Raw genomic sequence first — 22,640 nt, 5'->3', positions numbered from 1 at the left:
CTATATTTGTGTTCTTAAATAGTTTTCAACACCCATTAGTTCAATAAGATCGATCTGTTTCTCAATCCAATGGAAATGCTCTTCTTCATTCTCTAACATCTCTTCTAATAACATTACACTAACAAAATCTTTTTCTTTCTCAGCGATAGAAATCGTTTCTTTGATATCCTTAATACCTTTTCCCTCTAATTTCAAATTAGCTTCTAAGATTTTCCGTATTGTGTCTTTTGTAAACTTTCCATCATACTTTGATATTTCATTTGTATCTTGAAAATTTGGTACACCTTTAAGCAACAAAATCCTTTCTGCCAACTTGCTTGCATGTTCAAGTTCTTCGTTAAGCTCATTTTTTACCTTTTCTGCAAATCTATTCATTCCATTGTTTTGGAGGACTGCAAAATGTAAAAGGTACTGGCGTACAGAAGTCAGCTCATTGGTCAATAATTTATTCAAATATTTTACTATCTCTTCATTCATAATCTTCCCTTAGTTCAATTTATCAGCATAATTTATATAATAACGATAGTTATAGCAACTCATTTAATAGTTCCTTTGATAACAACCGTATTAAATAGCATGTCGTGGTATGTCTGTTTTTTCTTAGAGAAGCAAGCAACTAGATACCAATAGAGGGTGAGCAGCACTATAATTACTTTCAATGCGCTCAAGACATTCACTAATACCTCCTGATCTTGCAAAAATTCAGTAAGGACAACTACTACACTGTTTAACAAAGGAAGAAAAAACTGGGAAGTGCTTCTGTCAAACGCTAAATTCAAGTCTATTTTAGAATCATCTAAATTGATAGTATATATATTCATTAACTGTTGACCTGGAGTTGCTTGGGCCTTTGAAGATATAAAATATATGAAGTAACTACAATTTACACACATGTATGATAGATGTAAGATCAACGGAGAATCCTCTAATAGCAGTATAATTAATAAAGTTGGAATTAATAAAATTGCTACATCTATTAAATATGCGCAAAGGCGCCTTTGTATACTGGCAATCTCTGTCATTACCTATCTTCTAAATACTTTATTATAAAATCTGTAAGTTTATCAAAATGTTGAAAACATAACAAATCTTCATAACCGCTGATTGATTGGCCGTATATAATAGGTAAACAATTGGCATTTTGCGCACACAGAACATCTGTGATGCTATCACCAACAAAAAACACGTTTTCTCTATTTATAGGCAACGTACTCTCTTCTAGTGCAAATAGCAGTGGGGTTGCAGATGGTTTATCTTCTCCAGTATCGCATGACCCAACTACTCTTTCAAAGTAAGAATCTAGTTTAAAATAGGCAACTTCTTTACGTAAATTAGTATTTTTCTTATTACTTACTATTGCTAGATAAATATTGTGGCTTTTCAGTGTCTGCAACATTTCCTCTACTCCTTGATTCAGAGCGATGTTTTGCAATAGTGCATCATCTAAATATTGTTGATATATCTGATTTGCTTTTTTCCACTGATCGCCAAATAAATTGACCATATAGCTCTTTCTCGACTCATGGGAATTTCTATCAGCAGCTCTATTACTATACCCCATTGAGTTTATGGTATGCTTAATAGCATTAAAAATGTTATCTTGAGTGTCAACTAAGGTATTATCCCAATCGAATACTACTGCTAATGGGCTATTTTTCATTTCTACATTGTTACGTATTTTGGGTTAATAAGTAAATAACATTTTGATGAAAAAAATATAAAATAGGACGCTCTTGGCGATTGAAAAAACGCTATTCATCACAAGTTGTATTAACCATTTTTACATAATGAGCCAATATACTGGTTATATGATATGTTTTAATAGGTAACAGGTATGGCCCAGACATCTAAAGAAAGTGTTGAAAAAAAGTTTAAAGATGTTTTTGAACGTTCTCCAGGTGCTTTTCCAGAAGGTACCTCATTAGAAGAGAAGGTTAATTATATCGCAAAAGGAACAGAGGCTCTAAAAGCTATGAAAAGTAAGGAGCTTGAGAATAAAATGAAGAACGTTGTTGAATTAAATAAAGAGCTTGAAAGTCGAAAGAGTCATGTAGCTGAAAAAGTACATCAAGATTTTGAAAGAATTGCTGAGCTTGATCGACAATATAGAGGCAAGGGTATTTTTACAAGTGAAAAAGTTGCAGGGTCAAAAAGTGACAAAAAACTCCAAGACACTCCGAGAAAAACTACAACAGCAGTTAAAGACCTTGAACATAATACACAAAAAAAGACTACTGAAGCTTCTGTGCAAACAGCATCAGAGCACGATTCACAAACCGTTAATCCCTCAGTGAGCAAGAGTTCTGTAAAAGAGAAGCTCAACACTGAGCTGGACAAAAAAGATAATACACCTCAACCACAAGAAAATCAAAAAGAAGAAGGGTTTTTGATTCTTCTGAAGCGCTTTGTTAAGAAAATATTAGAAAAACTTTTAGGTGAAGGTGAAAAGGATGTAGAGAATGCTCGTGGCATGAAAGAAGATGCTCAAAGAGATACGTCAAATAATGAAATGCAACAAAAAAGTATGGATCAGAGCTCTTTTATAAATATAAACGGAAAGAAATTTGACCTAGAACCAGAAAAGGCTTTTAATTATCAGGATAAAGCTCTCAACATTAGTATTACATACAATAGTCCTGAAAATCTGCAGCAAGATACAATTTCTCCCCATACTGCTAATACAATTGACTTAAACGTTACTGACAGGGAATATAATGTCCAAAATCAATTAAGACCTGAAACAGAACAACATTTACAACGAGACACAGCTTCTCCCAATATTGCTAATGCGATTAACTTAAATATTAATGGTAAGGAATATAGTGTCCAACCTGGTGAGTCTTTCAATTATAAAAGTCCCGGCTTAGAAATTAGCGTGGTGAATGGTCATCAACAAAGTAAAAACTTTGACAAAATTTTAAATCAAGATCGGAGCATAAGTGAAGGTTTAAAGCAAGCAACACAACTTGAAAACCCAATGATAACGCCTATTCATACTCCTAAAGTGAATGAAGTAAACACAGGTCGTGAAAGGTGATCCGCTTTCAAGCTTCATTAGTTTAAAAAAGTATTTAATTATACAATAATCCCACAACTGTGCGAACATTGTGATTTGAGTCCGCTAGGAAAGCTGGATTCCAGTGCCAAGCTACTTGCATGACACCACTTGCCACCTGCAAATTGCAATTTTCGTACAGTTATGCGTCAAGCCTAAAAGTAGTTGCTATATAAGTCCAATAAAAATTCACATTTATAGGAAAGATTGGTAACATTACTTGAATAGAGATCGTTATTGTAATTATGCCGAAACGCACAGATATAGAATCTATATTAGTAATAGGAGCAGGCCCAATAGTTATAGGTCAGGCATGTGAATTTGATTATTCCGGAACACAAAGCTGTAAAGTATTAAAAAGCGAAGGTTATAAAGTCATTTTGGTTAACTCCAACCCTGCAACTATAATGACAGATCCTGAGTTTTCTGATGCGACGTATATTGAGCCGGTGCTGCCTGAAATCATAGAGAAAATTATAATTAAGGAGAGGCCAGATGCAATATTGCCAACAATGGGCGGGCAAACAGCACTCAATTGTGCAATAAAACTTGCAGATGATGGAGTGTTAGACAAATACAACGTAGAATTAATAGGGGTAAATAGAGAAGCAATTAGAAAAGCAGAAGACAGAGAATTATTCCGCCAATCCATGGATAAAATAGGACTGAAATACCCCAAAAGTATCATTATAAAAAATCAAGAACAAATAAAAAAGGCTTTGGATTACATTGGATTACCAGCAATTATCCGCTCGTCATTCACTCTTGGTGGCGCAGGTAGTGGCATAGCATATAATAAAGAGGAGTTTTTTAACATTGCAGAAAGTGCTCTTAAAATTTCGCCAATAAATGAAGTTCAGATAGATGAATCAATTATTGGCTGGAAAGAATATGAAATGGAAGTTATCCGCGACTGTAAAGATAACTGCATAATAATCTGTTCAATAGAAAATGTTGATCCAATGGGAGTGCACACTGGGGATAGTATCACAGTTGCTCCTGCTTTGACTCTGCGTGATGCTGAATATCAACAGATGAGAAATGCATCTATAGCAGTGCTGAGAGAAATTGATGTTAGTGCCGGTGGTGCAAATGTTCAGTTTGCAGTGAATCCTAAAGAAGATGGAAGCCTCGTTGTAATTGAAATGAATCCAAGGGTTTCTCGCTCTTCTGCACTTGCTTCGAAAGCAACCGGCTATCCTATTGCAAAAGTTGTAACTAAACTTGCTATTGGCTATTCGCTCGATGAAATACGTAACGACTGTGCTCCAATAATACCAGCAGCATTCGAACCAGTGATTGATTATATCGTCACTAAAATTCCTCGATTTGAGTTTGAGAAATTTAAGGGGACAAATTGTGAATTATCAACCTCCATGAAATCAGTGGGAGAAGTGATGTCAATCGGCCGTACTTTTAATGAGTCACTGCAGAAAGCTTTTCGTTCACTTGAAACTGATCTTACAGGACTTGATGAAGTATTTCCTGGGAACATTGATATTGATCACGTAAAATCTCAATTAGCAAAATTGCTGCCAAACAGATTACTGATTGCTGCTGACGCAATGCGCCACGGAATTAGCATAGAAGAAATAAATTCGATTACAGGATATGACTTATGGTTTCTGCAAAATATACAGCAAATTATATTAGCTGAACAAAAAATCAAGGAAAATGGCCTTCCTGAAACTGCATGTGAAATATTAGAACTAAAAAAGATGGGATTCTCGGATGCAAGGTTGGCAAAGTTAAGTAATAGACCTACCTCTGTCATCCCAGTACCCTCTAATGTCATCCCAGTGCGTGACACTGGGATCCAGCCAGTGTTACACGCTGGAGATCGAGTAAAACAAATTGAGGAAATAAGAAAAAAATTCGGCATTCATCCAGTTTATAAACGTGTAGACACGTGTGCAGCTGAATTTGAATCGAGCACTGCTTATATGTATGGATGTTATGAGGGAGACATTACAAACAGGACAGAATGCGAAGCGGACATTTCTGACCGAGAAAAGGTTGTCATTTTAGGAAGTGGACCAAACCGCATTGGTCAGGGCATTGAGTTTGACTACGCATGCGTACACGCAGTTTCTGCTGCCAAAGAAATGGGGTATGAAACAATAATGATCAACTGTAATCCAGAAACCGTTTCAACTGATTATGATACCGCTGATCGTTTATATTTCGCCCCACTCATTGCAGAAGATGTGCTTGAAATACTAAGTAAAGAGCAAGAAAATGGCACACTGGTTGGTGTAATAGTTCAAATAGGCGGTCAAACACCTTTAAAGTTAGCCAAAGTGCTTAACGAGAGAGGTTTCAAAATTCTGGGAACTTCGTTTGATTCTATTGACCTTGCAGAAGATCGCATGAGGTTTAAAAACCTTGCTTTGCAACTTAATTTAAAACAACCTGAAAATTCTATCTGCCATTCAGTAGAAGAAGCGTTAACCAACGCAGAAAAGGTGGGGTTTCCACTAGTAGTCAGGCCATCATATGTCCTCGGCGGTCAGTCTATGTCGATTAGACACGATACTCAGAGCTTTAAAGAGTACGTCTTAGATCAAACTAAAATCTTTGAGCATGGTTCGCTGCTTCTTGATAAATTTTTAGTCAATGCAGTTGAGGTTGACGTTGATGCTGTGTGTGATGGGGAAAAAGTTTTCATTGCAGCGGTCATGGAGCACATTGAAGAAGCTGGTATCCACTCTGGCGATTCAACATGCTCAATACCGACAAATACATTGAGTGACGAAGTAATAAAAGAGATCGAGCTCCAAACTGAGAGAATAGCTCTTGCACTAGAAGTGAAAGGTCTGATAAACATTCAGTTTGCTGTTCAAGAGAGAGATGTATACATACTTGAAGTAAATTTACGAGCTAGTCGAACCGTTCCTTTTATTTCCAAGGTAATCAATATTCCTATTGCAAAGCTTGCCACTCAGGTTATTTTGGGTAAAAAATTGAATCAGGAAAACAAGCCTTTCAATCATTTTGCAGTTAAAGCTGCTGTTTTTCCATTTACCCGCTTTGCAGGAGTTGATACTTTACTTGGTCCTGAAATGAAATCAACAGGAGAAGTGATGGGAATCGACTCATCTTTCGAAGCTGCACTTGCAAAAGTGCACATGGCTGCAGGATACAAGTTACCAACAGAAGGAGCAGCTCTGGTTTCAGTAAAAGATGATGATAAAGAGTATATATTGCCTGTTGTACGAATGTTGAAAGAACTGAGTTTTGAAATATATGCAACCAAAGGTACGGCTTTGTATCTGAACAATAACAGTATTGCTGCACAAACTGTAAATAAAGTGAGAGAAGGCAGACCCCACATAGTTGATATGCTCAAAGATGGAAAAATAAATCTAGTGATTAATACTTCAAAAGGTGTAAAGTCAGTCTCAGATAGCAAAGATATCAGGAGAACTGCTATTTTGCAAAATATAGCTTATAGCACCACAGCTTCTGGGAGTAAAGCGTTAGTGCTTGCAATTCAATATGTAAAGAATAGCAAATTGGAAGTGAAATCATTACAGCAGATACAAAACGTTTAAATATCAAAACTAAAATAATTCATTCCTCTATCTCGAAATCGTGGTATAGTAATGTAAGTTAATTTTTATTGACTTACTTATGTATTATGTTATCTGTCAAAGAATTAGTGAATAATAGTTATGCAACATGATTAATAGGGTAAAAAGGAAATTAGTACAATCAACTGAATTTGATCAGCCTTATCCATTACGTAAGAAGAGGAAAACAGAAGCAAAAACTATCCAAGAATTATGTGATCCAACACTAACTGATATTAGGTTAGGCGGAAGTGATAGTCAACAAATTTTTGAAAATATAAAAAATCTGGCGCAGCTCTCTTATAATCAAGAGTATAACTTTGTCGACGATGATTTTTCAAACAAAACAGATAAATATGAAAGTGATAATCAACAAATTTTTGAAGATAATATAAAAAATCTGGCGCAGCTCATTTATAACCAAAAGTGTAATCAGGTAATTTGCGCTGATTCTCTTCTTCCAGAAAACTCATTTTTCATGACTACTAATGAAATAAAAAAGCAACAAATAATAGATCAACAAATTTTTAAAAGTAATGATCCGACGAAGTTCTCTCTTAATCAAGGGTATAACTTTGCCAAAGATGATTTGTTAAACAAAACAGATGAACACGAAAGTGATAATCGACGACAGAACTCTAGTGATCATGGTTCAGATGGTAGTTCCGCTGATAGGCGCCTTACTGAATCAAGTGATGGGGACTCAAATTCGAGCTGTAGTTCAGATTATTCTTATTTTTCGGAAGATGGCTCACTTTTAATGGATCCAAAAATACCATTAACTGAAAATGAAGGGGAGCTGATTGATCAGTTTTTTGAAGAGATGGAAGATGTGAAAGAAGAAAATAACAAAGAAATTGCTTTAAGGTTTATTCAAGACATAACACAGAGATATTTAAGGAAAGGGATAAGACTAAATGCACTTTACGGTAGGCATGATAAAACTGTAACAAATTTAGTATTTGAGGAAGTGATGCACGCTACTCTCAATGAAGGTATGTCTCCTGCCAATAGAAAAGATCATTCTGATTGTGATAAAGAAGTATTATCAGATGAAAGTAAAAAAATCATGAGGGAGATCATTGACAGTTTATTGTCAGAAGGTGGGAAAGTAAAAGAATATATCTTCTCTGATGGTGAGCTAGGACATGTAACTCTTGATTCTAATTATACAAATAGTATCCTTGCGAAATGTGGGAAAATTAAAAATAATCTAAAAAATGTAGCATATGAAAGTATTGTAAACAAAAATAAGCAAACCCAAAAAAGATAAATTAGAAGTAGAGATAGATAATGGATGTTTTTGTATAAAATATCCACAAGATAGTACTGTTGAAGTTGCAAAAGTCCTAGGCAGTGTCGACATTAATAAAAAATGAGTTATAATAGTGTTTTTTGAGAGGTAAAAGTGCTATATGACTTAAAAGATGAACAATGGGAAAGGATAAAAAACAGCTTACCAGGGAAAGAAGGAGACATAGGTAGAAGTGCACAAGACAACAGGAAATTCATAGCTGCAATAATGTGGATAGGACGTACTGGAGCGCCATGGAGAGCGTTACCAGCTAGATACGGAAAATGGTCTTAGAGCATGTCTTCAAACTAAGTAGAAAGGAGTTAAGAAGTGTGTTATAAGATATATTTTAAATGTACCCAAGCGATATAAGTGACAAAGAATGGAAGATGATAGAGCAATATTTTGAACCTAAAAAGACCGGCAGACCAAGAAAACACAGTATCAGAACGATTATCGATGCAATAAGGTATGTGATGAGAACAGGCTGTCAATGGAGACAACTACCTAAGAATTTTCCACCATGGAAAACCGTGTATAGTTGTAATTCGCGTTTAAAAAAAAGTGGAATATGGCAAGAAATTCATGATTTTCTAGTTAAAAAACTAAGAAAGATAATTGGTAAGAATGAAACTCCATCAGTAGGAATAATTGACAGTCAATCAGTAAAAACCACTCAAAAAGGGGATNCCAGAGGATATGATGCTGGCAAGAAAGTAAAGGGTAGAAAACGCCACATCGTTGTAGATACTCTAGGTCTTGTAATTGCTGCTGAAGTACACAGTGCAAGCATTCAAGATCGTGATGGTGCACTAAATCTTTTTGTTCAAGCCAAATGCAAAGCTCCAACATTACGTAAGTTTTTTGCTGATCAAGGATATACAGGTAAATTGCAAAACCGCTGTTTATTGGAAACTGGATGTTTGTTGACGATTACCAAGAAAGTAGTTGATACAGGATTTCAGGTTATTCCTAAACGTTGGATTGTTGAGAGAACCTTTGCTTGGCTCTCCAATTTTAGACGTATGAGTAAGGATTATGAGCATTCTCCTCTCACTTCAAAAAATAACATCTTTTTTAATATGATCACTATTATGCTTCACAAATTAGCTCATTCTTGAGTTTGAAGACATGCTCTAAAGACTTGACCCAGGGGACAATGAATCTACATTCTGGAACTTTTGGCAAAGTAACATTAAGTAGAGGAAGATTTATTGTTGAAATTAGAGGGCTTGCGACAAAGCTTGAGAGAAGCATAGCAGAATTATATTCTTCTGCATGCAGAGCACAATTTTGCGATGATAAGTGTAAAGCCGATACTAAAAAATTTAGTAAAATAAGTACAATCACTAAAGTAATAGATGAAAGAAGATTTGAAGACACTAATTTAACTGAGAGTGATGAATATTATAAGCACGGAGTAGTGAAATTCTTTGGCTCAACAGCGTTTGAAGGTGTAGTAAAAGAATATAAAAATAAAGTAGTTACGTTGTTCACTTCGCCTCCATGCCAAATTTCCGCTGGGGATAAATATTCAATACTCGCAGGTTGCGATAAAACATTTCCAACTTGCAGAAGCAAGTTTAACAATATTGTGAATTTTCGTGGTGAACCCTATATACCAGCTTTTTATATTGTTTAGCAGTACAATTTTCAATATTATGAATAAGCATGGAAAGGTGGCTGAGTGGTCTAAAGCACACGCTTGGAAAGCGTGCACATATGAAAATATGTCGGGGGTTCGAATCCCCCCTTTTCCGTATATTACTTCTAGAATATTATAAAACCCGCTATGTCAGCCTCCTTTTACCCCACTTAGATATGTACCAACATACCTAATTTTGTTACAACATTTCCAATAATATTTTAGCTATGCTATCAATAGCATTGCTTTAAAAAGAGTGCCCATATTTTCAGTCAATCTTAAGAATTCACTAAAGATCCTATTCTTTTGTTCATCACTTGCGCTTTTCATTAAAGCCTGGGTTCTTTCTTTTATTCCAAAAAGATATAAAAATTCTCTTTGAGTTAAAATCTCGCAATCTACGTGTTTTAATGAATCTTTTAATGCTTGAAAGTTTACAAGTGCAGTAATATCACTATTACCAACATTCTCAAGAAAATTAGCATACTTATGTTGTTTTATCGATTGCAAAGTGCTCTTATATCCAGGATATACGTAACCATAATCTATAATCAAAGCAGCTCCTTTATTATTATATATCTTCTTCTCAAGTTTTTTTNNTAATATTTCAATTCCAGATGGACATACTTCCACTACTGCTCCATCAAAAAGTTTTCCACTTGTCATTCTAGCGCTTGGTATACAACTGCACGACTTGCAGATGATGTCATGAAAGCAACTGACACTGGAGTCCAGTTTTTTGATCAAAAATGTTGTATAGTGCGCTTGTTTACAATCAATTTTGCTGGATCCCAGTGTCACGCACTGGGATGACAAAGAGGGGGCAATGGGATGACGAGGAAGGGGCACTACACACTGGCATGACACCAAGAGACTGCCATCATCTTGTTTTGTCACCCTATTTTTATACCACCCCTCATCACGATATACAAACTGATCTATCGGAAGAGCGTCAAAGAACTCATTTGCTAAAAAAATGGTTGGTTGTTCTGGTAGGTTGTCAATATCTTTGTGCCAATTAACATCTAAGCTTTTTAATTTTTCCTTTTGTATCTTCCGTAAAGTAGGGCTTATTTCAACTAAGTGGATCAACATTGAATTAAAAAAGCTGCTGTATTTTTTAGTGACTCTTATTATATCGTGAATGAGTGTTCCTTTACCTGGCCCAAGCTCAACTAGAGAAAATTTTGATGGCTTTCCTAATTTTTCCCATGTATGCATTATCCAAACTGCAATTACTTCACCAAATAATTGGCTGATCTCAGGTGCGGTAATGAAATCACCATCTTTGCCAAGTGGTAATTTACTCGTATAATAGCCGTATTTTTCATGGTACAAAACGGCATTCATGAAATCACTGATGGAGATTGATCCTTGACTTTTGTCAATTAATTCGTGTATATAAGTGAGCATGTTATTAATAAATGTTTAACTATAGCGTGTCATGATATAAAATAGTGGCGTACTTATATATATAGTATAAACTTAAGCTTATGAGCAATAGTGCTTCTATTATGGACAATCAAGACACTGATCTTGCTTCTCAAGATGATGATATTAAACAAAAATTTGAAGAAGTTGTCAATCTCATAGAGAATAAGGTTATAAATGCTGATGGGCTCACTTTAGCAGAGGTATTTCAAGTGCTAGTTCAAATGCTAAATGGTAATCTAGAATTGGTAAAAAAAGTACTAGCATATGCTAATATTATGGCAAAGCATGGAATGAAGGTAGCAAAAGAGTCGCAATTGAGCAGAGCTGATGTTCGCCGAGCTTTGGAAGGTAAAGAAAGTGTTGTCAATAGACAAGATTTTATAAAGAAACCACCTCTTCCACCTGCTATAAAATCAACCAAAAAGAAAAGTAGAGGTCTTTAGATGGCTGAATCTATAAAAAAATTTACTGTACAATGTGACTTCAAAGGGCAAAGTTCACCTTTTGCAATATACATAGGAAATCCAAAAGGTGATGCTCATCCAATTCATCATCAAGATTCCTGGCTTGTAAAAGAACGTGGGGGGAATATCCCTAATAAAGTAAAAGAAAGTCTACAAAAATTATATAAATTATCTCAAGAAAATGGAGTCTCTTTCTCAGAGTTATGTGCGTATGCCATTACTGTGGTTAGTAATAATGATAAAAAAAGTGACAACAAGAAGTAAGATAATTTAATCTCTCAATATTTCATTTATAGAGATTTTCGATCTCGTCTTTTCATCCACTTTTTTCACTATGACTGCACAATAGGTTGAAATGTTATTTTTAGATGGAATAGACCCTGGTATCACTACAGAATAAGGCGGCACTTCACCATAAAACACCTCGCTAGTTTCTCTATCAATAATTTTTGTTGATGCCCCAATAAACACACCCATGCCAAGGACTGATCCTTCTCTCACTACCACACCCTCAGCCACCTCGCTACGTGCTCCGATAAAGCAATTATCTTCTATAATGACAGGTGAAGCTTGAATAGGCTCAAGAACTCCACCTATTCCCACTCCACCGGAAATATGACAGTTTTTTCCTATTTGCGCACAGCTACCAATCGTTGACCAGGTATCTATCATTGTTCCTGAATCAACATATGCACCAACGTTGATAAAACCTGGCATTAGAACAACATTTGTACCTATATGAGCAGATTGGCGGACAAAACACCCAGGAACTGCTCTAATTTTTAACCGGTGAAATTTTTCTTCATTCCATTCACTAAACTTGTTACCGATCTTGTCAAACCAGCAATTGGTATTATCTATTATTTTGTTTTCTTCAGTGAGAAAATGTAATAATATTGCCTGCTTTATCCACTTATGTACTACCCATTCTCCACTTGATAGCTTTTCTGCTACTCTAATTTTGCCACTATCAAGGAGCTCAATTACCTCTTTAATTGCTATTCTTGCTGTTTTCTTTAGATTACAGTCATTAAATTTTTCTCTATTTTTCCAAATATTTTCTATCTCACTCTGTGTTTTTTTTAGTTGCAAACCTTCCATTTGTTATATATATATTGATATTAAATTTGTAGCTCTGTATCATTTGAGCTTGTTACTACTTTATATGTAAGTGCTATGAAAATACAATGTAATAGTTGTACTAAAACTTACTTAGTATCTCCTAAGCAAATTGGCGCGTCTGGAAGAAAAGTGAAATGTACGAACTGCAATTACATATGGCATGAATATCTAGAAGAAGTGTCAAACAAGTCGCCCTCTGCTAATGTACAGGAAAAAAAAGTTAATGGAAGGAATTTTTTACAAAATCTAGCATTTACCACTCTAGCTTTTGCAACAGCTACAGGATTATGCGTCGTAATTGCTAATGGCATCTTTCCTAGAGAGATGAACAAAGCATACAAAACGATCAGTTTATATAAGGATTCAATAAGCTATAAATTAGGGTACAAAAAAGAACAAACAGAAAGTCCAAATGTAAAAAAACTTGCTGTAAATAAGTTTTATCAAGACTACCTTTTTTTATCTAATTTAAGATCTAGTTAAATAGGCATACCGATATCGGTCTCTAGCTACTCAGATGGTGTTTAGGGTGACAGAGTTTAAAAATAAGTTATTTTTTAGCAAAAAAGGCAGCTCATGAGTATTAAAATTGCACCTTCTATACTTTCAGCAGCCTTTGCAAAATTAGGAGAAGAAGTAAGAAAAATTAGCGATTTAGGCGTGGATTACATACACATAGACGTTATGGATGGGAATTTCGTTCCAAATATTACAATTGGTCCTAGCGTTATCTCTGCAATACGTAAATATAGCAATCTTCCTTTTGATGTGCATTTAATGGTCAAATCTCCTGGTAACCACATTGAAAGCTTTATAAATGCTGGTGCTGATATTATCACTGTACATGCAGAAGCAGAAATACACCTTGAGAGGTTGATAAGAAAGATAAAGTCATACAAAAATGTAAACGACGCAAAAAAACCGATTCAAGTTGGAGTTTCAATTGTTCCTTCAACTTCCCCAAGTGTGCTTGAATACATAATACATGAGCTAGATATTGTGCTGATTATGACAGTCAACCCTGGCTTTGGAGGGCAGGAATTTATTCATCCGCAGTTGAACAAGATATCTGTTGTGAAGAAAATGATACAAGAGCGTGGTCTTAAAACACAAATTTCAGTAGATGGTGGAGTAAGTCCCCTAAACGCAGCTGATATAATAAAAGCAGGTGCAGATATTTTAGTTGCGGGATCGGCGATATTCAAGGCTGAAGATATTAAGAAGGCCGTAAACGATCTTAAAAATCCATCGTGGTAATCCTATATAGCTAGTGCAGCCCTACGTCATATTGCGATTCATTCCACAACTGTACGAACATTGTGATTTTGGCCCATCAGATCCCAGTACTTGACACTGGGATCCAGGAATTTTATTAAGTTGGTAAGCATAAAAGTAGCCATTTTATGTAAAAATACAACATTTTGATGATTATGAAAAAGCTGGATCCCAGTGTCAAGCACTGGGATGACATCATAGAGGCACTGGAATGACACCTTCCTAGTGGAAATTGCTCTCAAATCATAATGTTCGTACAGCTATGGATTCATTCGCGGTATCTCAGCCACTAACACGTAGCAGAATGTTGGCAAACCTAAGACCTTTAGCTAGTTAACACAAACCATTTCTATTGTCTACCAATTTGAAAAAGTTTCTGGTCCAAGTAGTCAAAGGCTACTTGGATGACAGGAGTACTCTTAATAAAAACCTGATGATGAATCATTATTACCAAATTTCGGCCTATTTCTGTTGCTGAAACCAGAACGAGGACGAGGAGGCCTCTTATGGTGACTTCCTCCAGGTTTTCTATTAAATGAATTATTGTAATAATTATCCCTGTCATTTGGACCATCTTTCCTTTCCTCGTTGTAAAGCTCACCTTCAAAAAACTCTCCCGTCTCTTGATCAACCCGACGTCTTGACAACTTTGGACATCCACCTTTTTCGAAGTCAATTACTAGTGCTTTGAAAGTATCATCTTGTTTAAGTATGCTCTCTATAGAATCTATGTGTTCATTAGCTACTTCACTTATGTGCATTTTTCCTTTTCTGCCATTAAGAAATTCAAGCTCTACAATAGACTTCTCTATTCTTACAACCTTGACACCAACTATACAACCTTGTTCTAGTTCTGTTATTGAATCAATCATCATACTCTTTGCAATTTCAGCTTCAGTGCCACTTGTGGCAAAAACAGAAACTTTACCATCATCTCCTATTTCAATTTTTGCATTACTTCTTTCACATACACTGCGTATATTTTTTCCTTTAGCACCAATAGCTGCAGAAATTTTATCTTTATCTATGTAAAATGATAACATTCTTGGTGCATGGTCTTTGACATCATCACTGTGTTCTGAAATCACTGCATTCATTTTTTCTAAAATATGTAATCTTCCAGCTTTTGCTTGTTCTAAAGATTTTTCAACAATTTCAAAGCTTATACCAGAAATTTTCATATCCATTTGTAGTGCCGTAACCCCTTCACTAGTTCCTGCTACTTTAAAGTCCATATCACCAAGATAATCTTCATCACCCAATATATCGGAAAGTATCACATACTCGTCTTTATCTTTAATAAGGCCCATAGCAACTCCAGCAACAGGGGCCTTTATTGGCACACCCGTATCCATTAAAGCAAGAGAAGTACCACAAACTGTTGCCATAGAAGAAGAACCATCAGACTCCAAAATTTCGGACACTACTCTTATTGTATAAGGAAATTCAGATTTATCGGGTAAAACAGGATGAATTGCTTTCCAAGCAAGTTTGCCATGACCGATTTCTCTTCTTCCAGGTGGACGTCCAGTAGAAATTTCTCCAACAGAAAAAGGAGGAAAATTATAATGTAACATAAAGTGCTCACGTCTATCCCCTTCAATATCATCCACGATTTGCTCATCTTGCGTAGTGCCAAGAGCAGTAACAACCAGCGCCTGAGTGTTACCTCTGGTAAACAACGCAGAACCGTGAGTCTTGGATAGAACATCAACTTCAATTTCTATCTGACGTATTTCATCATGCTTACGACCGTCTATCCTTACACCTTTCTTCCTAATTATTTCACGTACTAACGATCTTTCAAAGTTTTTTACTGCATACGTAATTAACTTTTCGTCTTTTCCAGCTTCCTTAAGAGCATTCAATATATTATCTCTGATTGCTTCTAGAGCTTGAACTCGCTCTTGTTTTACTGTTTGCGAATATGCTTTTTCAAAATCTTTACTGTGCTTTTCAAGCTCTTGTGTTATATCTGATATATCAACAGGAGCAAAGCTTTCAGGTTTATTGCCAACTGTATCAGCAAACTCTTTTATGAGCTCAATGACAGGCTTAAGATGTTCATGGCCAAATTTTATTGCATTAAAAACATTTTCTTCAGAGAGCTCTTTCACTTCTGATTCAACCATTAAAATTGAATTTTCATCACCAGACAAAAACAGATCTAAGCTGCTTGCTTTCATCTCTTGAACAGAAGGGTTGAGTATATAGTTATTATTTTCATCACAACCAACCATCACTCCAGCTATAGTAAAGTGAAAAGGAACACCAGAAATTGCAAGAGCTGCAACAGTACCAATCAATGCTGGCACTTCAGGAGGATTGACTGTGTCATAAGTTAATAAATTGCACACCACACTAACTTCATCATTAAATCCTTCTGGAAATAGTGGTCTTATACTTCTATCTATTACTCTTGAGATTAAAGTTTCTCTATCAGATGGCTTGCCTTCTCTTTTAAAAAAGCCACCAGGGATCTTACCCATGGCATAGCTTTTTGCGATAAACTGTACATTTAAAGGTAGGAAATCAACATTTTCTTCCTTCTTTTTACTTACAACAGTTACTAAAACAGAAGTATCACCGTAATTTACAACTACTGAACCATGAGCTTGGCGTGCTATTTTTCCTGTTTCTAAAGATAAGGCACGACCACCCCACTCTATAGATTTTTTTATAATTTTAAACATACTAAATTCCTCGATTATTTTCTAATGCCTAACTTTTCTATTAATTCCTGATAGGCTTCATTACCAAATTTACGCTTTATATAATTTAAGTGCTTGCGTCTTCTACCTATCAATATAAGTAAACCACGCTTAGAGTGATGGTCATGCTTGTGCACTTTAAAATGCTCAGTTAAGTTACTGATCCTCTCGGTCAAAATTGCACATTGTACAAAAGATGAACCTGTATCATCTTCTTTGATTGCATATATATTTATCAAACTCTTTTTCTTTTCGGATGTTATCGACATCTAAACCTCATTTTAAATATTAAAAACACGAATAGGTTTCACACAACCATAAATAAAACTGCAGATTGCAATAGGTACACTACCCACTATCGTACAACAAATATCATAATTCTTTAAATTACGCAAGTTATTTAATACAACTTCCTGACCTTTTCTGATTTTCCCCGCATCTTCTGGGGAAATTTCAACTTTGAACATCGATTTTAAAGCCGATTCAATGGGGATGACAAAACTTTTTGTATCACTCCCTGTCACTCCATCATCTTCTGTCATCCCACCCCCNTCTGTCATCCAAGTAGCTGACACTGGGATCCAGCCTATTTCATCACGAACATTGTTTTTGACATATGCTCCTAGAATCTTTTGTCCATTACATGATTTGTAAGTATTTGTATATCTGGATCCCAGTGTCAAGCACTGGGGAGAGTAAGTTGTTGTGTTTTTNTTAGTAAGTTGCTCAATTGTCACTGATTCATTTTCTCTAAAGTCACCTACCATAGTTCTTCTTAATTTCGTAATGTGTCCAAAACAATTTAATGCAATGCCAAGATCCCGAGCAATTGATCTTACATATACACCACTACCGCACATCATAGAAAAATTTGCACTATTATTTATGGTATCCACAGATATCAATTTCAGCTCATGTATTTTGACTTGTCGGGGTTTTATATTCACCTTTTGCCCACTTCTTGCCAATTTATACGCCCTTGCTCCCTTGATTTTTATTGCTGAAAATTGAGGAGGAGTCTGCTTAATCTCACCAATAAAATTTTCAATTGCACAATTTATTTGATTATATTCGGGTTTTATATCGCTAGTTCTAATGATATCACCATCTAAGTCATCCGTGGTTTTTTGTTCGCCCCATTTTATTGTAAAATCGTATGCCTTTAAGTCACAAGATAAATACGGTATAGTTTTTGTTGCTTCACCAAGAGCAATTGGCAACACACCTGAAGCTAAAGGATCAAGTGTTCCCAGATGACCAGCTTTCTTAATTCCAAAAATCTTTTTAACTTGGGTTACAGCTTGTGCAGAACTAATTCCTATTGGTTTATCAAGATTCAGCCAACCATGTTTCATAGTTAATTATATACAATTGGTAACAGTTTAGCTTGAAATATATACTTTAAATAATAATATAAAAAATGGCTTGACCAACATGCATTATTAACGCATACTTAATCTTTTTATTAGTCTTATTTTAGGAGATTGTTATGACGAAAGACAAAGATCAAACTATATGGAAGCTGGAAAACACTGCACATATAACAAAAATGGGTATTGAAGGTTTAGTTGCACTTGCATCTTTAGCGGGAGCAATAACAACAATATTAATTGCTACTAAAGTAATTGCTGGACCTGCATCTTTAGCACTTGTTACTAGCCCTGCTGGAATTGCAGTTCTATTTATTGCCGCTATATATTTTGCCGCACTAGCTTATTCTTCATATCAGCAAATGAATGCAATAGAAAATGCTAAGGGTGAAAAGGGTGACAGAGGCGAACAAGGACTTCAAGGTGAGAAGGGTGAACAAGGACCTCAAGGTGAGAAGGGTGAACAAGGACCTCAAGGTGAGAAGGGTGAACAAGGACCTCAAGGTGAGAAGGGTGAACAAGGACCTCAAGGTGAGAAGGGTGAACAAGGACCTCAAGGTGAGAAGGGTGAAACACTCAATCTTTTACATGAACTACAACAACCTAATGTTACGCAAATATTTGATGCCAAATACGCACCTAAGCTTACATAAGGTAAATAAATAGCACAAGAGGTAGAGATGATTCTGCCTCTTTTTTTCTTCTTTTATTTGAATATGTAAAAGTTACAATAATTTACCCCACACTTCAACCACATCCTCATCAAAATCTATTATCTCTGTTTTTTTGAACTGGTAACATTTGTTGATAGATTGAATTTCTAAATTTCCTATAAAAGGAGTGGCGTCATTACCTAAAATCTTGCCACTGCGGCAGATTATCAGCCTGTCGATTAAATTACACTTTAATAGTTCTGTAATTAACACTCCTCCGCCTTCAACTAATAATCTTGTTATACCAATTTCTGAAACAAGTTTTGATGCCATGTCTTTTAGGCAGGCTTTGCCAGCATTGTTTGAGTTAACTACTAAGTAGTTAATGTTTTTTATTTTTTTCTTTACTTCATTGTTTGTAATTACCCAAGTTGAACCTCCTGTCATCCCAGTGCGTGACACTGGGATCCATTCTTCTTCTTTTTTTCTAGATTCCAGCGTCACGCGCTGGAATGACATCGAAAGGTATGCTGTTGGCTCTTTGCTTAAATCATGGTTATATAAGGTATCTGCAGTCTTTGCAATGTTATGCTCTTCCTTTAATTTCCCTTGGCTATCAATAATTAGCCTTATTGGCGATCTATTTTCCAGTCCTGGTAATCTGCAAGTTAAGAGTGGATCGTCATTAATAAGAGTATTGCTGCCGATCATAATTGCGTCATATTTTGCTCTGAGCTTCTGTACCCAGTTTCTCGTATCTTCACTTGTTATCCATCTGCTATCGCCTGTAAATGTTGCGATTTTCCCGTCAAGAGTTGTTGCGATTTTGCAAGCTATAAATGGTCTATGTAATTCTTTAGTGGTGAAAAAACCGACATTCAGTTCTTCTGCCTCTTTTTGCATTATACCTTGCTCAACTTCAATTCCTGCTTCTTTCAGAGCTTTAATGCCTCCACCTGAAACTCTACTATCTGGGTCAATAGTTGCAATCACTACCCTTTTTATTCCAGCTCTTATAATTCCTGCGGTGCAAGGTTCTGTAACTCCAAAGTGGCAACATGGCTCGAGCGTGATATACATAGTTGCATCTTGAGTTGAATCTTTAGCGTTTTGCAAAGCAACTACCTCCGCATGCGGACGCCCACCGATCCCTGTATATCCCTCACTAATAATTGTACCATCTTTTACAATAACACACCCGACAGCAGGATTTGGTGCAACATTTCCAAGATTTTTTTCTGCAAGCCTTAATGCAATTGACATGAAATGATCATCAGTCATTAGAAAGAAGTCATTTCGTATGAGGTATCAAAAATTCTTCTGTGCTCGTGTATGGCAAATCTATCTGTCATACCTGAGATATAGTCACATATTATTACTGAACGCTGAGATTCACAAGCGAGTTTGCTCCACTCTGTGGGAAGTAGTCCTGGGTTTTCATAAAAACATTGAAAAAGTTCCTGTATCATGCGTTTTGCTTTGTTCATCGTTCTACTCAGTTTATAGCTTCTGTATATTTTTTCCATGTTGAATCTTTTCATTTCTTTTGTAGCATTCGCAACTTCTGGTGAAAATGTGACTAGCATTTTATTTAGACTTCTTACGTCTTCTACGCTTTTTATTTTGTGATCTTCAATATTTCTTTCAGTCTGAGAAACAACATCACTTATCATAGTTCCTATAGTTCCACTCAGTGATTCATGTATGAGTTTGCTCTGAGGCAATTCTGAATATCCGCTTCTTACGTCTTTAAACGTTTTTCCAATTAAAGGGACATTCAGCAAATCTTCGATGGTTACTAAATTTGCCCTGAGTGCATCATCAAGATCGTGAACACTGTAAGCAATATCATCGGCAATTGAAGCAACTTGCGCTTCAATGCTTGAAAATTCCTCAAGTTTTAGATCATATTTTTCATTATATTTTAATAACAGCTGATTATTTGTAGAAGACTCCGCGTTTTGACCAAGCAAGGGACCGTTATGCTTTGCAACTCCTTCAATCACCTCCCAACTTAGATTCATACCATCAAAATCAGCATGTTTTTGTTCAAGATAAGTTAAAATTCTTATAGCTTGAACATTATGATCAAACTCATATTTCTCATTATTAACTTGAACTAAAGCATCCTCACCTGTGTGACCAAATGGGGGATGACCAAGATCATGTGCAAGCGCTATGCATTCAGTGATATCCTCATCTAAGCTGAGCCTGCGTGCAATGGATCTTGCAATTTGTGCAACTTCAAGGCTATGAGTCAGCCGAGTGCGATAGTAATCGTGCTCGTAATTGATAAAAACTTGTGTTTTGTACCCCAATTTCCTAAACGCATTAGAGTGAATAATGCGATCCCTATCACGCTGAAAGCAGCTGCGATTCTCATCTTCTGGCTCTTTGAAATATCTCCCTTTTGTTTTGCTTGGAAAGCATGCATAATTTAATAGAAAATTATTGTTTGACATGTAAAATTTCTACTATAATAAATTATCAATAATAAACGGTGGTTACTATGTCAACAAATTACAACATCAACTTAACTGATAATGCACTAAAAAAAATCCACTTTCTTGCAGAGCAGGAAGGGGATAAGAGTTCCGTTTTACGGATTGCAGTTTCAGGTGGTGGATGTTCTGGCTTCAAATACAATTTTCTTATGGATCAAATGAATAAAAATCTATCTTTGGATGATGAAGATGATGATTACGATGATGAGTTTGATGACGAAGACGAAGATGATGACTATGAAGAAAGCGAGGACTATAGAAGCCATTCCAGTTTTAGCGAAAAAGGTAAAGATATAGTAATTAATGATGAAAATGGCAATCCTGTATTAATGGTTGATAATTGTTCAGCAAAATTTTTGAATAATTCAGTTATAGATTATACTGAGAATCTCAGTGGTTCTGGTTTTCAAATAAAGAATGCCTTTGCTAAGTCTCAATGTGGTTGTGGTAACAGCTTCTCAGTTTAGTCAAAATTTGATAGTGCTTGACATATAACTGTACGGATGTTGCAATGTGACACGATGTTACATAGTAAATGATAGTGCGTAACAATGGAATCCAGCCTTTTACGCAATCCCATCACAAACGTTGTGTTTTAACATAGGATTAGCTACTTTTATGCTCACCAACTTAGTGTCCAATCAAAATTCCTGGATCCCAGTGTCTNNGAGCACTGGGATAACACCCTTCTCTGGTGGAGGGTGCTCTCAAGTCACAACGTTCATATAGTTGTATACTTGACACTGAGGTTTATTCTTCTATTTCTTTTTTACTGGTCATGCACTATCATTTGCTATGCAAGCACAACATTTGTATGGTTATAGGTCTTTTAAACATGAGTGATGATGTAGCACTAGAACTAACTTCTGTAGATAAAAGCTTCAAGGGCAATTCTGCTATCGTAAAAAACATCAACCTAAGTGTCACAAGAGGGCAAGTAGTAGCGCTGATTGGCGATTCAGGTGCAGGAAAAACAACTATATTGCAAATCGCAGGTTTGTTGGACAAGCCAACTTCAGGTATAGTTACGATAGATGGAATAAATTGCACACAAGCCAATAATAAGCATAAAACCCATGTAAGAAGAAATTTTCTTAGTTTTGTTTATCAATTTCACTATTTGTTACAAGAGTTATCGGTGTTGGAAAATATTATGCTTCCTCAACTCATTGCAGGAAAAAGCGAAGCTGAAGCAAAAAAGAATTCGCACGCAATGTTGGAAAAATTTGGTCTGGGAAACAAAGCAAGTAGTATGATATCTGAAGTTTCGGGTGGGGAAAGGCAGAGAGTTGCAATTGCAAGAAGCATTGTAAATTCTCCAAAGCTTTTGCTTGCAGATGAGCCAACAGGAAATTTAGATCCAACAAATTCTTTTAAGGTGTTTTTACTGCTACATTCGTACGTAAAGGAAAATAACAGCTCTATGCTTATAGTAACGCACAATCATCTCCTTGCAAAAAAGGCAGACTGTATTTTCCAATTGAGAGATCGATCATTAGTGAAGTTGTGAATAGGAAAAATAGCGCAATTTCTATGCCTTA

General features: G+C 35.8%; 23 protein-coding genes and 1 tRNA gene. 14 read left to right on the top strand and 10 right to left on the bottom strand.

The features are described 5' to 3' along the window. From bfr to NOX90_RS05530, 3 genes are read right to left on the bottom strand one after another with little or no spacing between them, the layout of a single operon-like run. Nucleotides 1-477, bottom strand: a complete 477-nt coding sequence (bfr, locus tag NOX90_RS05540; protein WP_375603843.1) for a bacterioferritin — start codon at nt 475-477, stop codon at nt 1-3. 59 nt (nt 478-536) lie between these two features. Beyond that, a complete protein-coding gene (locus NOX90_RS05535) occupies nt 537-1,022 on the bottom strand; it encodes an RDD family protein (protein ID WP_375603842.1) in 486 nt (161 codons plus the stop codon). Beyond that, the gene (locus tag NOX90_RS05530; RefSeq protein WP_375603841.1) at nt 1,022-1,660 is read right to left on the bottom strand and encodes an HAD family hydrolase; all 639 of its coding nucleotides are present in this window, start codon (nt 1,658-1,660) and stop codon (nt 1,022-1,024) included. The genes NOX90_RS05535 and NOX90_RS05530 overlap by 1 nt, the downstream gene beginning before the upstream one ends. Nucleotides 1,661-1,972: 312 nt before the next feature. Here NOX90_RS05530 and NOX90_RS05525 point away from each other — a divergent pair, with 312 nt between their 5' ends. From NOX90_RS05525 to NOX90_RS05495, 7 genes are all read left to right on the top strand, one after another. Next, nucleotides 1,973-3,037, top strand: coding sequence for a hypothetical protein (locus NOX90_RS05525; protein ID WP_375603840.1), 1,065 nt, complete (start codon nt 1,973-1,975; stop codon nt 3,035-3,037). 263 nt (nt 3,038-3,300) lie between these two features. Continuing rightward, the gene (carB, locus tag NOX90_RS05520) at nt 3,301-6,609 is read left to right on the top strand and encodes a carbamoyl-phosphate synthase large subunit (RefSeq protein WP_375603839.1); all 3,309 of its coding nucleotides are present in this window, start codon (nt 3,301-3,303) and stop codon (nt 6,607-6,609) included. A 127-nt stretch (nt 6,610-6,736) separates the two neighbouring features. Then, nucleotides 6,737-7,900: a hypothetical protein gene (locus NOX90_RS05515; RefSeq protein WP_375603838.1), complete on the top strand. Its 1,164-nt coding sequence runs from the start codon at nt 6,737-6,739 to the stop codon at nt 7,898-7,900. Nucleotides 7,901-8,035: 135 nt separating this feature from the next. Continuing rightward, nucleotides 8,036-8,215, top strand: coding sequence for a transposase (locus tag NOX90_RS05510; protein ID WP_375603837.1), 180 nt, complete (start codon nt 8,036-8,038; stop codon nt 8,213-8,215). Between the two features lie 59 nt (nt 8,216-8,274). Continuing rightward, a complete protein-coding gene (locus NOX90_RS05505; RefSeq protein ID WP_375603836.1) occupies nt 8,275-9,042 on the top strand; it encodes an IS5 family transposase in 768 nt (255 codons plus the stop codon). Nucleotides 9,043-9,044: 2 nt separating this feature from the next. After that, entirely contained in the window at nt 9,045-9,563 is a 519-nt protein-coding gene (locus tag NOX90_RS05500; protein ID WP_375603835.1) for a DUF2163 domain-containing protein, read from the top strand. 31 nt (nt 9,564-9,594) lie between these two features. Then, a tRNA-Ser gene (locus tag NOX90_RS05495) sits at nt 9,595-9,681 on the top strand. Between the two features lie 110 nt (nt 9,682-9,791). Here the strand turns inward: NOX90_RS05495 and NOX90_RS05490 are convergent. Then, nucleotides 9,792-10,979, bottom strand: coding sequence for a class I SAM-dependent methyltransferase (locus tag NOX90_RS05490; RefSeq protein WP_375603834.1), 1,188 nt, complete (start codon nt 10,977-10,979; stop codon nt 9,792-9,794). Between the two features lie 80 nt (nt 10,980-11,059). Here NOX90_RS05490 and NOX90_RS05485 point away from each other — a divergent pair, with 80 nt between their 5' ends. Both NOX90_RS05485 and NOX90_RS05480 read left to right on the top strand, forming a co-directional pair. Continuing rightward, nucleotides 11,060-11,443: a hypothetical protein gene (locus tag NOX90_RS05485; RefSeq protein ID WP_375603833.1), complete on the top strand. Its 384-nt coding sequence runs from the start codon at nt 11,060-11,062 to the stop codon at nt 11,441-11,443. Further along, on the top strand, nt 11,444-11,728 hold the full coding sequence (locus NOX90_RS05480) for a DUF2610 domain-containing protein (protein WP_375603832.1): 285 nt from the start codon (nt 11,444-11,446) through the stop codon (nt 11,726-11,728). Nucleotides 11,729-11,734: 6 nt separating this feature from the next. Here NOX90_RS05480 and dapD read toward each other — a convergent pair whose 3' ends face one another. Further along, nucleotides 11,735-12,565 (bottom strand): 2,3,4,5-tetrahydropyridine-2,6-dicarboxylate N-succinyltransferase, encoded by an 831-nt coding sequence (gene dapD, locus NOX90_RS05475; RefSeq protein ID WP_250296361.1) that lies wholly within the window; start codon nt 12,563-12,565, stop codon nt 11,735-11,737. A gap of 75 nt (nt 12,566-12,640) precedes the next feature. Between dapD and NOX90_RS05470 the strand changes: the two genes are divergently transcribed. Both NOX90_RS05470 and rpe read left to right on the top strand, forming a co-directional pair. Beyond that, on the top strand, nt 12,641-13,069 hold the full coding sequence (locus NOX90_RS05470) for a zinc-ribbon domain-containing protein (RefSeq protein ID WP_375603831.1): 429 nt from the start codon (nt 12,641-12,643) through the stop codon (nt 13,067-13,069). Nucleotides 13,070-13,162: 93 nt separating this feature from the next. Continuing rightward, on the top strand, nt 13,163-13,843 hold the full coding sequence (rpe, locus tag NOX90_RS05465; RefSeq protein ID WP_375603830.1) for a ribulose-phosphate 3-epimerase: 681 nt from the start codon (nt 13,163-13,165) through the stop codon (nt 13,841-13,843). 437 nt (nt 13,844-14,280) lie between these two features. Here rpe and pnp read toward each other — a convergent pair whose 3' ends face one another. From pnp to truB, 3 genes are read right to left on the bottom strand one after another with little or no spacing between them, the layout of a single operon-like run. Further along, on the bottom strand, nt 14,281-16,554 hold the full coding sequence (gene pnp, locus NOX90_RS05460) for a polyribonucleotide nucleotidyltransferase (RefSeq protein WP_375603829.1): 2,274 nt from the start codon (nt 16,552-16,554) through the stop codon (nt 14,281-14,283). Between the two features lie 14 nt (nt 16,555-16,568). Continuing rightward, nucleotides 16,569-16,841 carry a 30S ribosomal protein S15 gene (rpsO, locus tag NOX90_RS05455; RefSeq protein WP_006279944.1) on the bottom strand — a complete coding sequence of 91 codons (273 nt, stop codon included), beginning with the start codon at nt 16,839-16,841 and terminating at the stop codon, nt 16,569-16,571. 12 nt (nt 16,842-16,853) lie between these two features. After that, complete coding sequence (gene truB, locus NOX90_RS05450; protein WP_375603828.1) at nt 16,854-17,927, bottom strand: tRNA pseudouridine(55) synthase TruB; 1,074 nt, start codon at nt 17,925-17,927, stop codon at nt 16,854-16,856. A gap of 134 nt (nt 17,928-18,061) precedes the next feature. Between truB and NOX90_RS05445 the strand changes: the two genes are divergently transcribed. Beyond that, entirely contained in the window at nt 18,062-18,595 is a 534-nt protein-coding gene (locus tag NOX90_RS05445; protein ID WP_375603827.1) for a hypothetical protein, read from the top strand. 72 nt (nt 18,596-18,667) lie between these two features. On the opposite strand, the gene ribD is transcribed toward NOX90_RS05445, so the two are convergent. Both ribD and NOX90_RS05435 read right to left on the bottom strand, forming a co-directional pair. Next, nucleotides 18,668-19,876 carry a bifunctional diaminohydroxyphosphoribosylaminopyrimidine deaminase/5-amino-6-(5-phosphoribosylamino)uracil reductase RibD gene (gene ribD, locus NOX90_RS05440; RefSeq protein ID WP_375603826.1) on the bottom strand — a complete coding sequence of 403 codons (1,209 nt, stop codon included), beginning with the start codon at nt 19,874-19,876 and terminating at the stop codon, nt 18,668-18,670. Continuing rightward, nucleotides 19,876-21,057 (bottom strand): deoxyguanosinetriphosphate triphosphohydrolase, encoded by a 1,182-nt coding sequence (locus tag NOX90_RS05435; RefSeq protein ID WP_375603825.1) that lies wholly within the window; start codon nt 21,055-21,057, stop codon nt 19,876-19,878. Before NOX90_RS05435 ends, ribD begins: the two co-directional genes overlap by 1 nt. A 47-nt stretch (nt 21,058-21,104) precedes the next feature. Between NOX90_RS05435 and NOX90_RS05430 the strand changes: the two genes are divergently transcribed. Then, entirely contained in the window at nt 21,105-21,566 is a 462-nt protein-coding gene (locus NOX90_RS05430) for a HesB/IscA family protein (RefSeq protein ID WP_375603824.1), read from the top strand. Between the two features lie 368 nt (nt 21,567-21,934). Further along, nucleotides 21,935-22,609 carry an ABC transporter ATP-binding protein gene (locus NOX90_RS05425; protein WP_375603823.1) on the top strand — a complete coding sequence of 225 codons (675 nt, stop codon included), beginning with the start codon at nt 21,935-21,937 and terminating at the stop codon, nt 22,607-22,609. Nucleotides 22,610-22,640: the final 31 nt, after the last annotated feature.

The sequence above is a fragment of the Wolbachia endosymbiont of Anurida maritima genome, assembly GCF_042182995.1.
In the GTDB taxonomy this organism is placed as follows: Bacteria; Pseudomonadota; Alphaproteobacteria; order Rickettsiales; family Anaplasmataceae; genus Wolbachia.
The sequence above is the reverse complement of the archived record's forward strand: the minus strand, read 5'-3'. Positions and strand labels throughout refer to the sequence as shown.

Excerpts from the sequence above, each read along its gene's own strand:
- bfr (WP_375603843.1), bottom strand. The coding sequence starts at position 477 with ATGAATGAAGAGATAGTAAAATATTTGAATAAATTATTGACCAATGAG.
- NOX90_RS05535 (WP_375603842.1), bottom strand. The coding sequence starts at position 1,022 with ATGACAGAGATTGCCAGTATACAAAGGCGCCTTTGCGCATATTTAATA.
- NOX90_RS05530 (WP_375603841.1), bottom strand. The coding sequence starts at position 1,660 with ATGAAAAATAGCCCATTAGCAGTAGTATTCGATTGGGATAATACCTTA.
- NOX90_RS05525 (WP_375603840.1), top strand. The coding sequence starts at position 1,973 with ATGAAAAGTAAGGAGCTTGAGAATAAAATGAAGAACGTTGTTGAATTA.
- carB (WP_375603839.1), top strand. The coding sequence starts at position 3,301 with ATGCCGAAACGCACAGATATAGAATCTATATTAGTAATAGGAGCAGGC.
- NOX90_RS05515 (WP_375603838.1), top strand. The coding sequence starts at position 6,737 with ATGATTAATAGGGTAAAAAGGAAATTAGTACAATCAACTGAATTTGAT.
- NOX90_RS05485 (WP_375603833.1), top strand. The coding sequence starts at position 11,060 with ATGAGCAATAGTGCTTCTATTATGGACAATCAAGACACTGATCTTGCT.
- NOX90_RS05480 (WP_375603832.1), top strand. The coding sequence starts at position 11,444 with ATGGCTGAATCTATAAAAAAATTTACTGTACAATGTGACTTCAAAGGG.
- dapD (WP_250296361.1), bottom strand. The coding sequence starts at position 12,565 with ATGGAAGGTTTGCAACTAAAAAAAACACAGAGTGAGATAGAAAATATT.
- NOX90_RS05470 (WP_375603831.1), top strand. The coding sequence starts at position 12,641 with ATGAAAATACAATGTAATAGTTGTACTAAAACTTACTTAGTATCTCCT.
- rpe (WP_375603830.1), top strand. The coding sequence starts at position 13,163 with ATGAGTATTAAAATTGCACCTTCTATACTTTCAGCAGCCTTTGCAAAA.
- pnp (WP_375603829.1), bottom strand. The coding sequence starts at position 16,554 with ATGTTTAAAATTATAAAAAAATCTATAGAGTGGGGTGGTCGTGCCTTA.
- rpsO (WP_006279944.1), bottom strand. The coding sequence starts at position 16,841 with ATGTCGATAACATCCGAAAAGAAAAAGAGTTTGATAAATATATATGCA.
- NOX90_RS05445 (WP_375603827.1), top strand. The coding sequence starts at position 18,062 with ATGACGAAAGACAAAGATCAAACTATATGGAAGCTGGAAAACACTGCA.
- ribD (WP_375603826.1), bottom strand. The coding sequence starts at position 19,876 with ATGACTGATGATCATTTCATGTCAATTGCATTAAGGCTTGCAGAAAAA.
- NOX90_RS05435 (WP_375603825.1), bottom strand. The coding sequence starts at position 21,057 with ATGTCAAACAATAATTTTCTATTAAATTATGCATGCTTTCCAAGCAAA.
- NOX90_RS05430 (WP_375603824.1), top strand. The coding sequence starts at position 21,105 with ATGTCAACAAATTACAACATCAACTTAACTGATAATGCACTAAAAAAA.
- NOX90_RS05425 (WP_375603823.1), top strand. The coding sequence starts at position 21,935 with ATGAGTGATGATGTAGCACTAGAACTAACTTCTGTAGATAAAAGCTTC.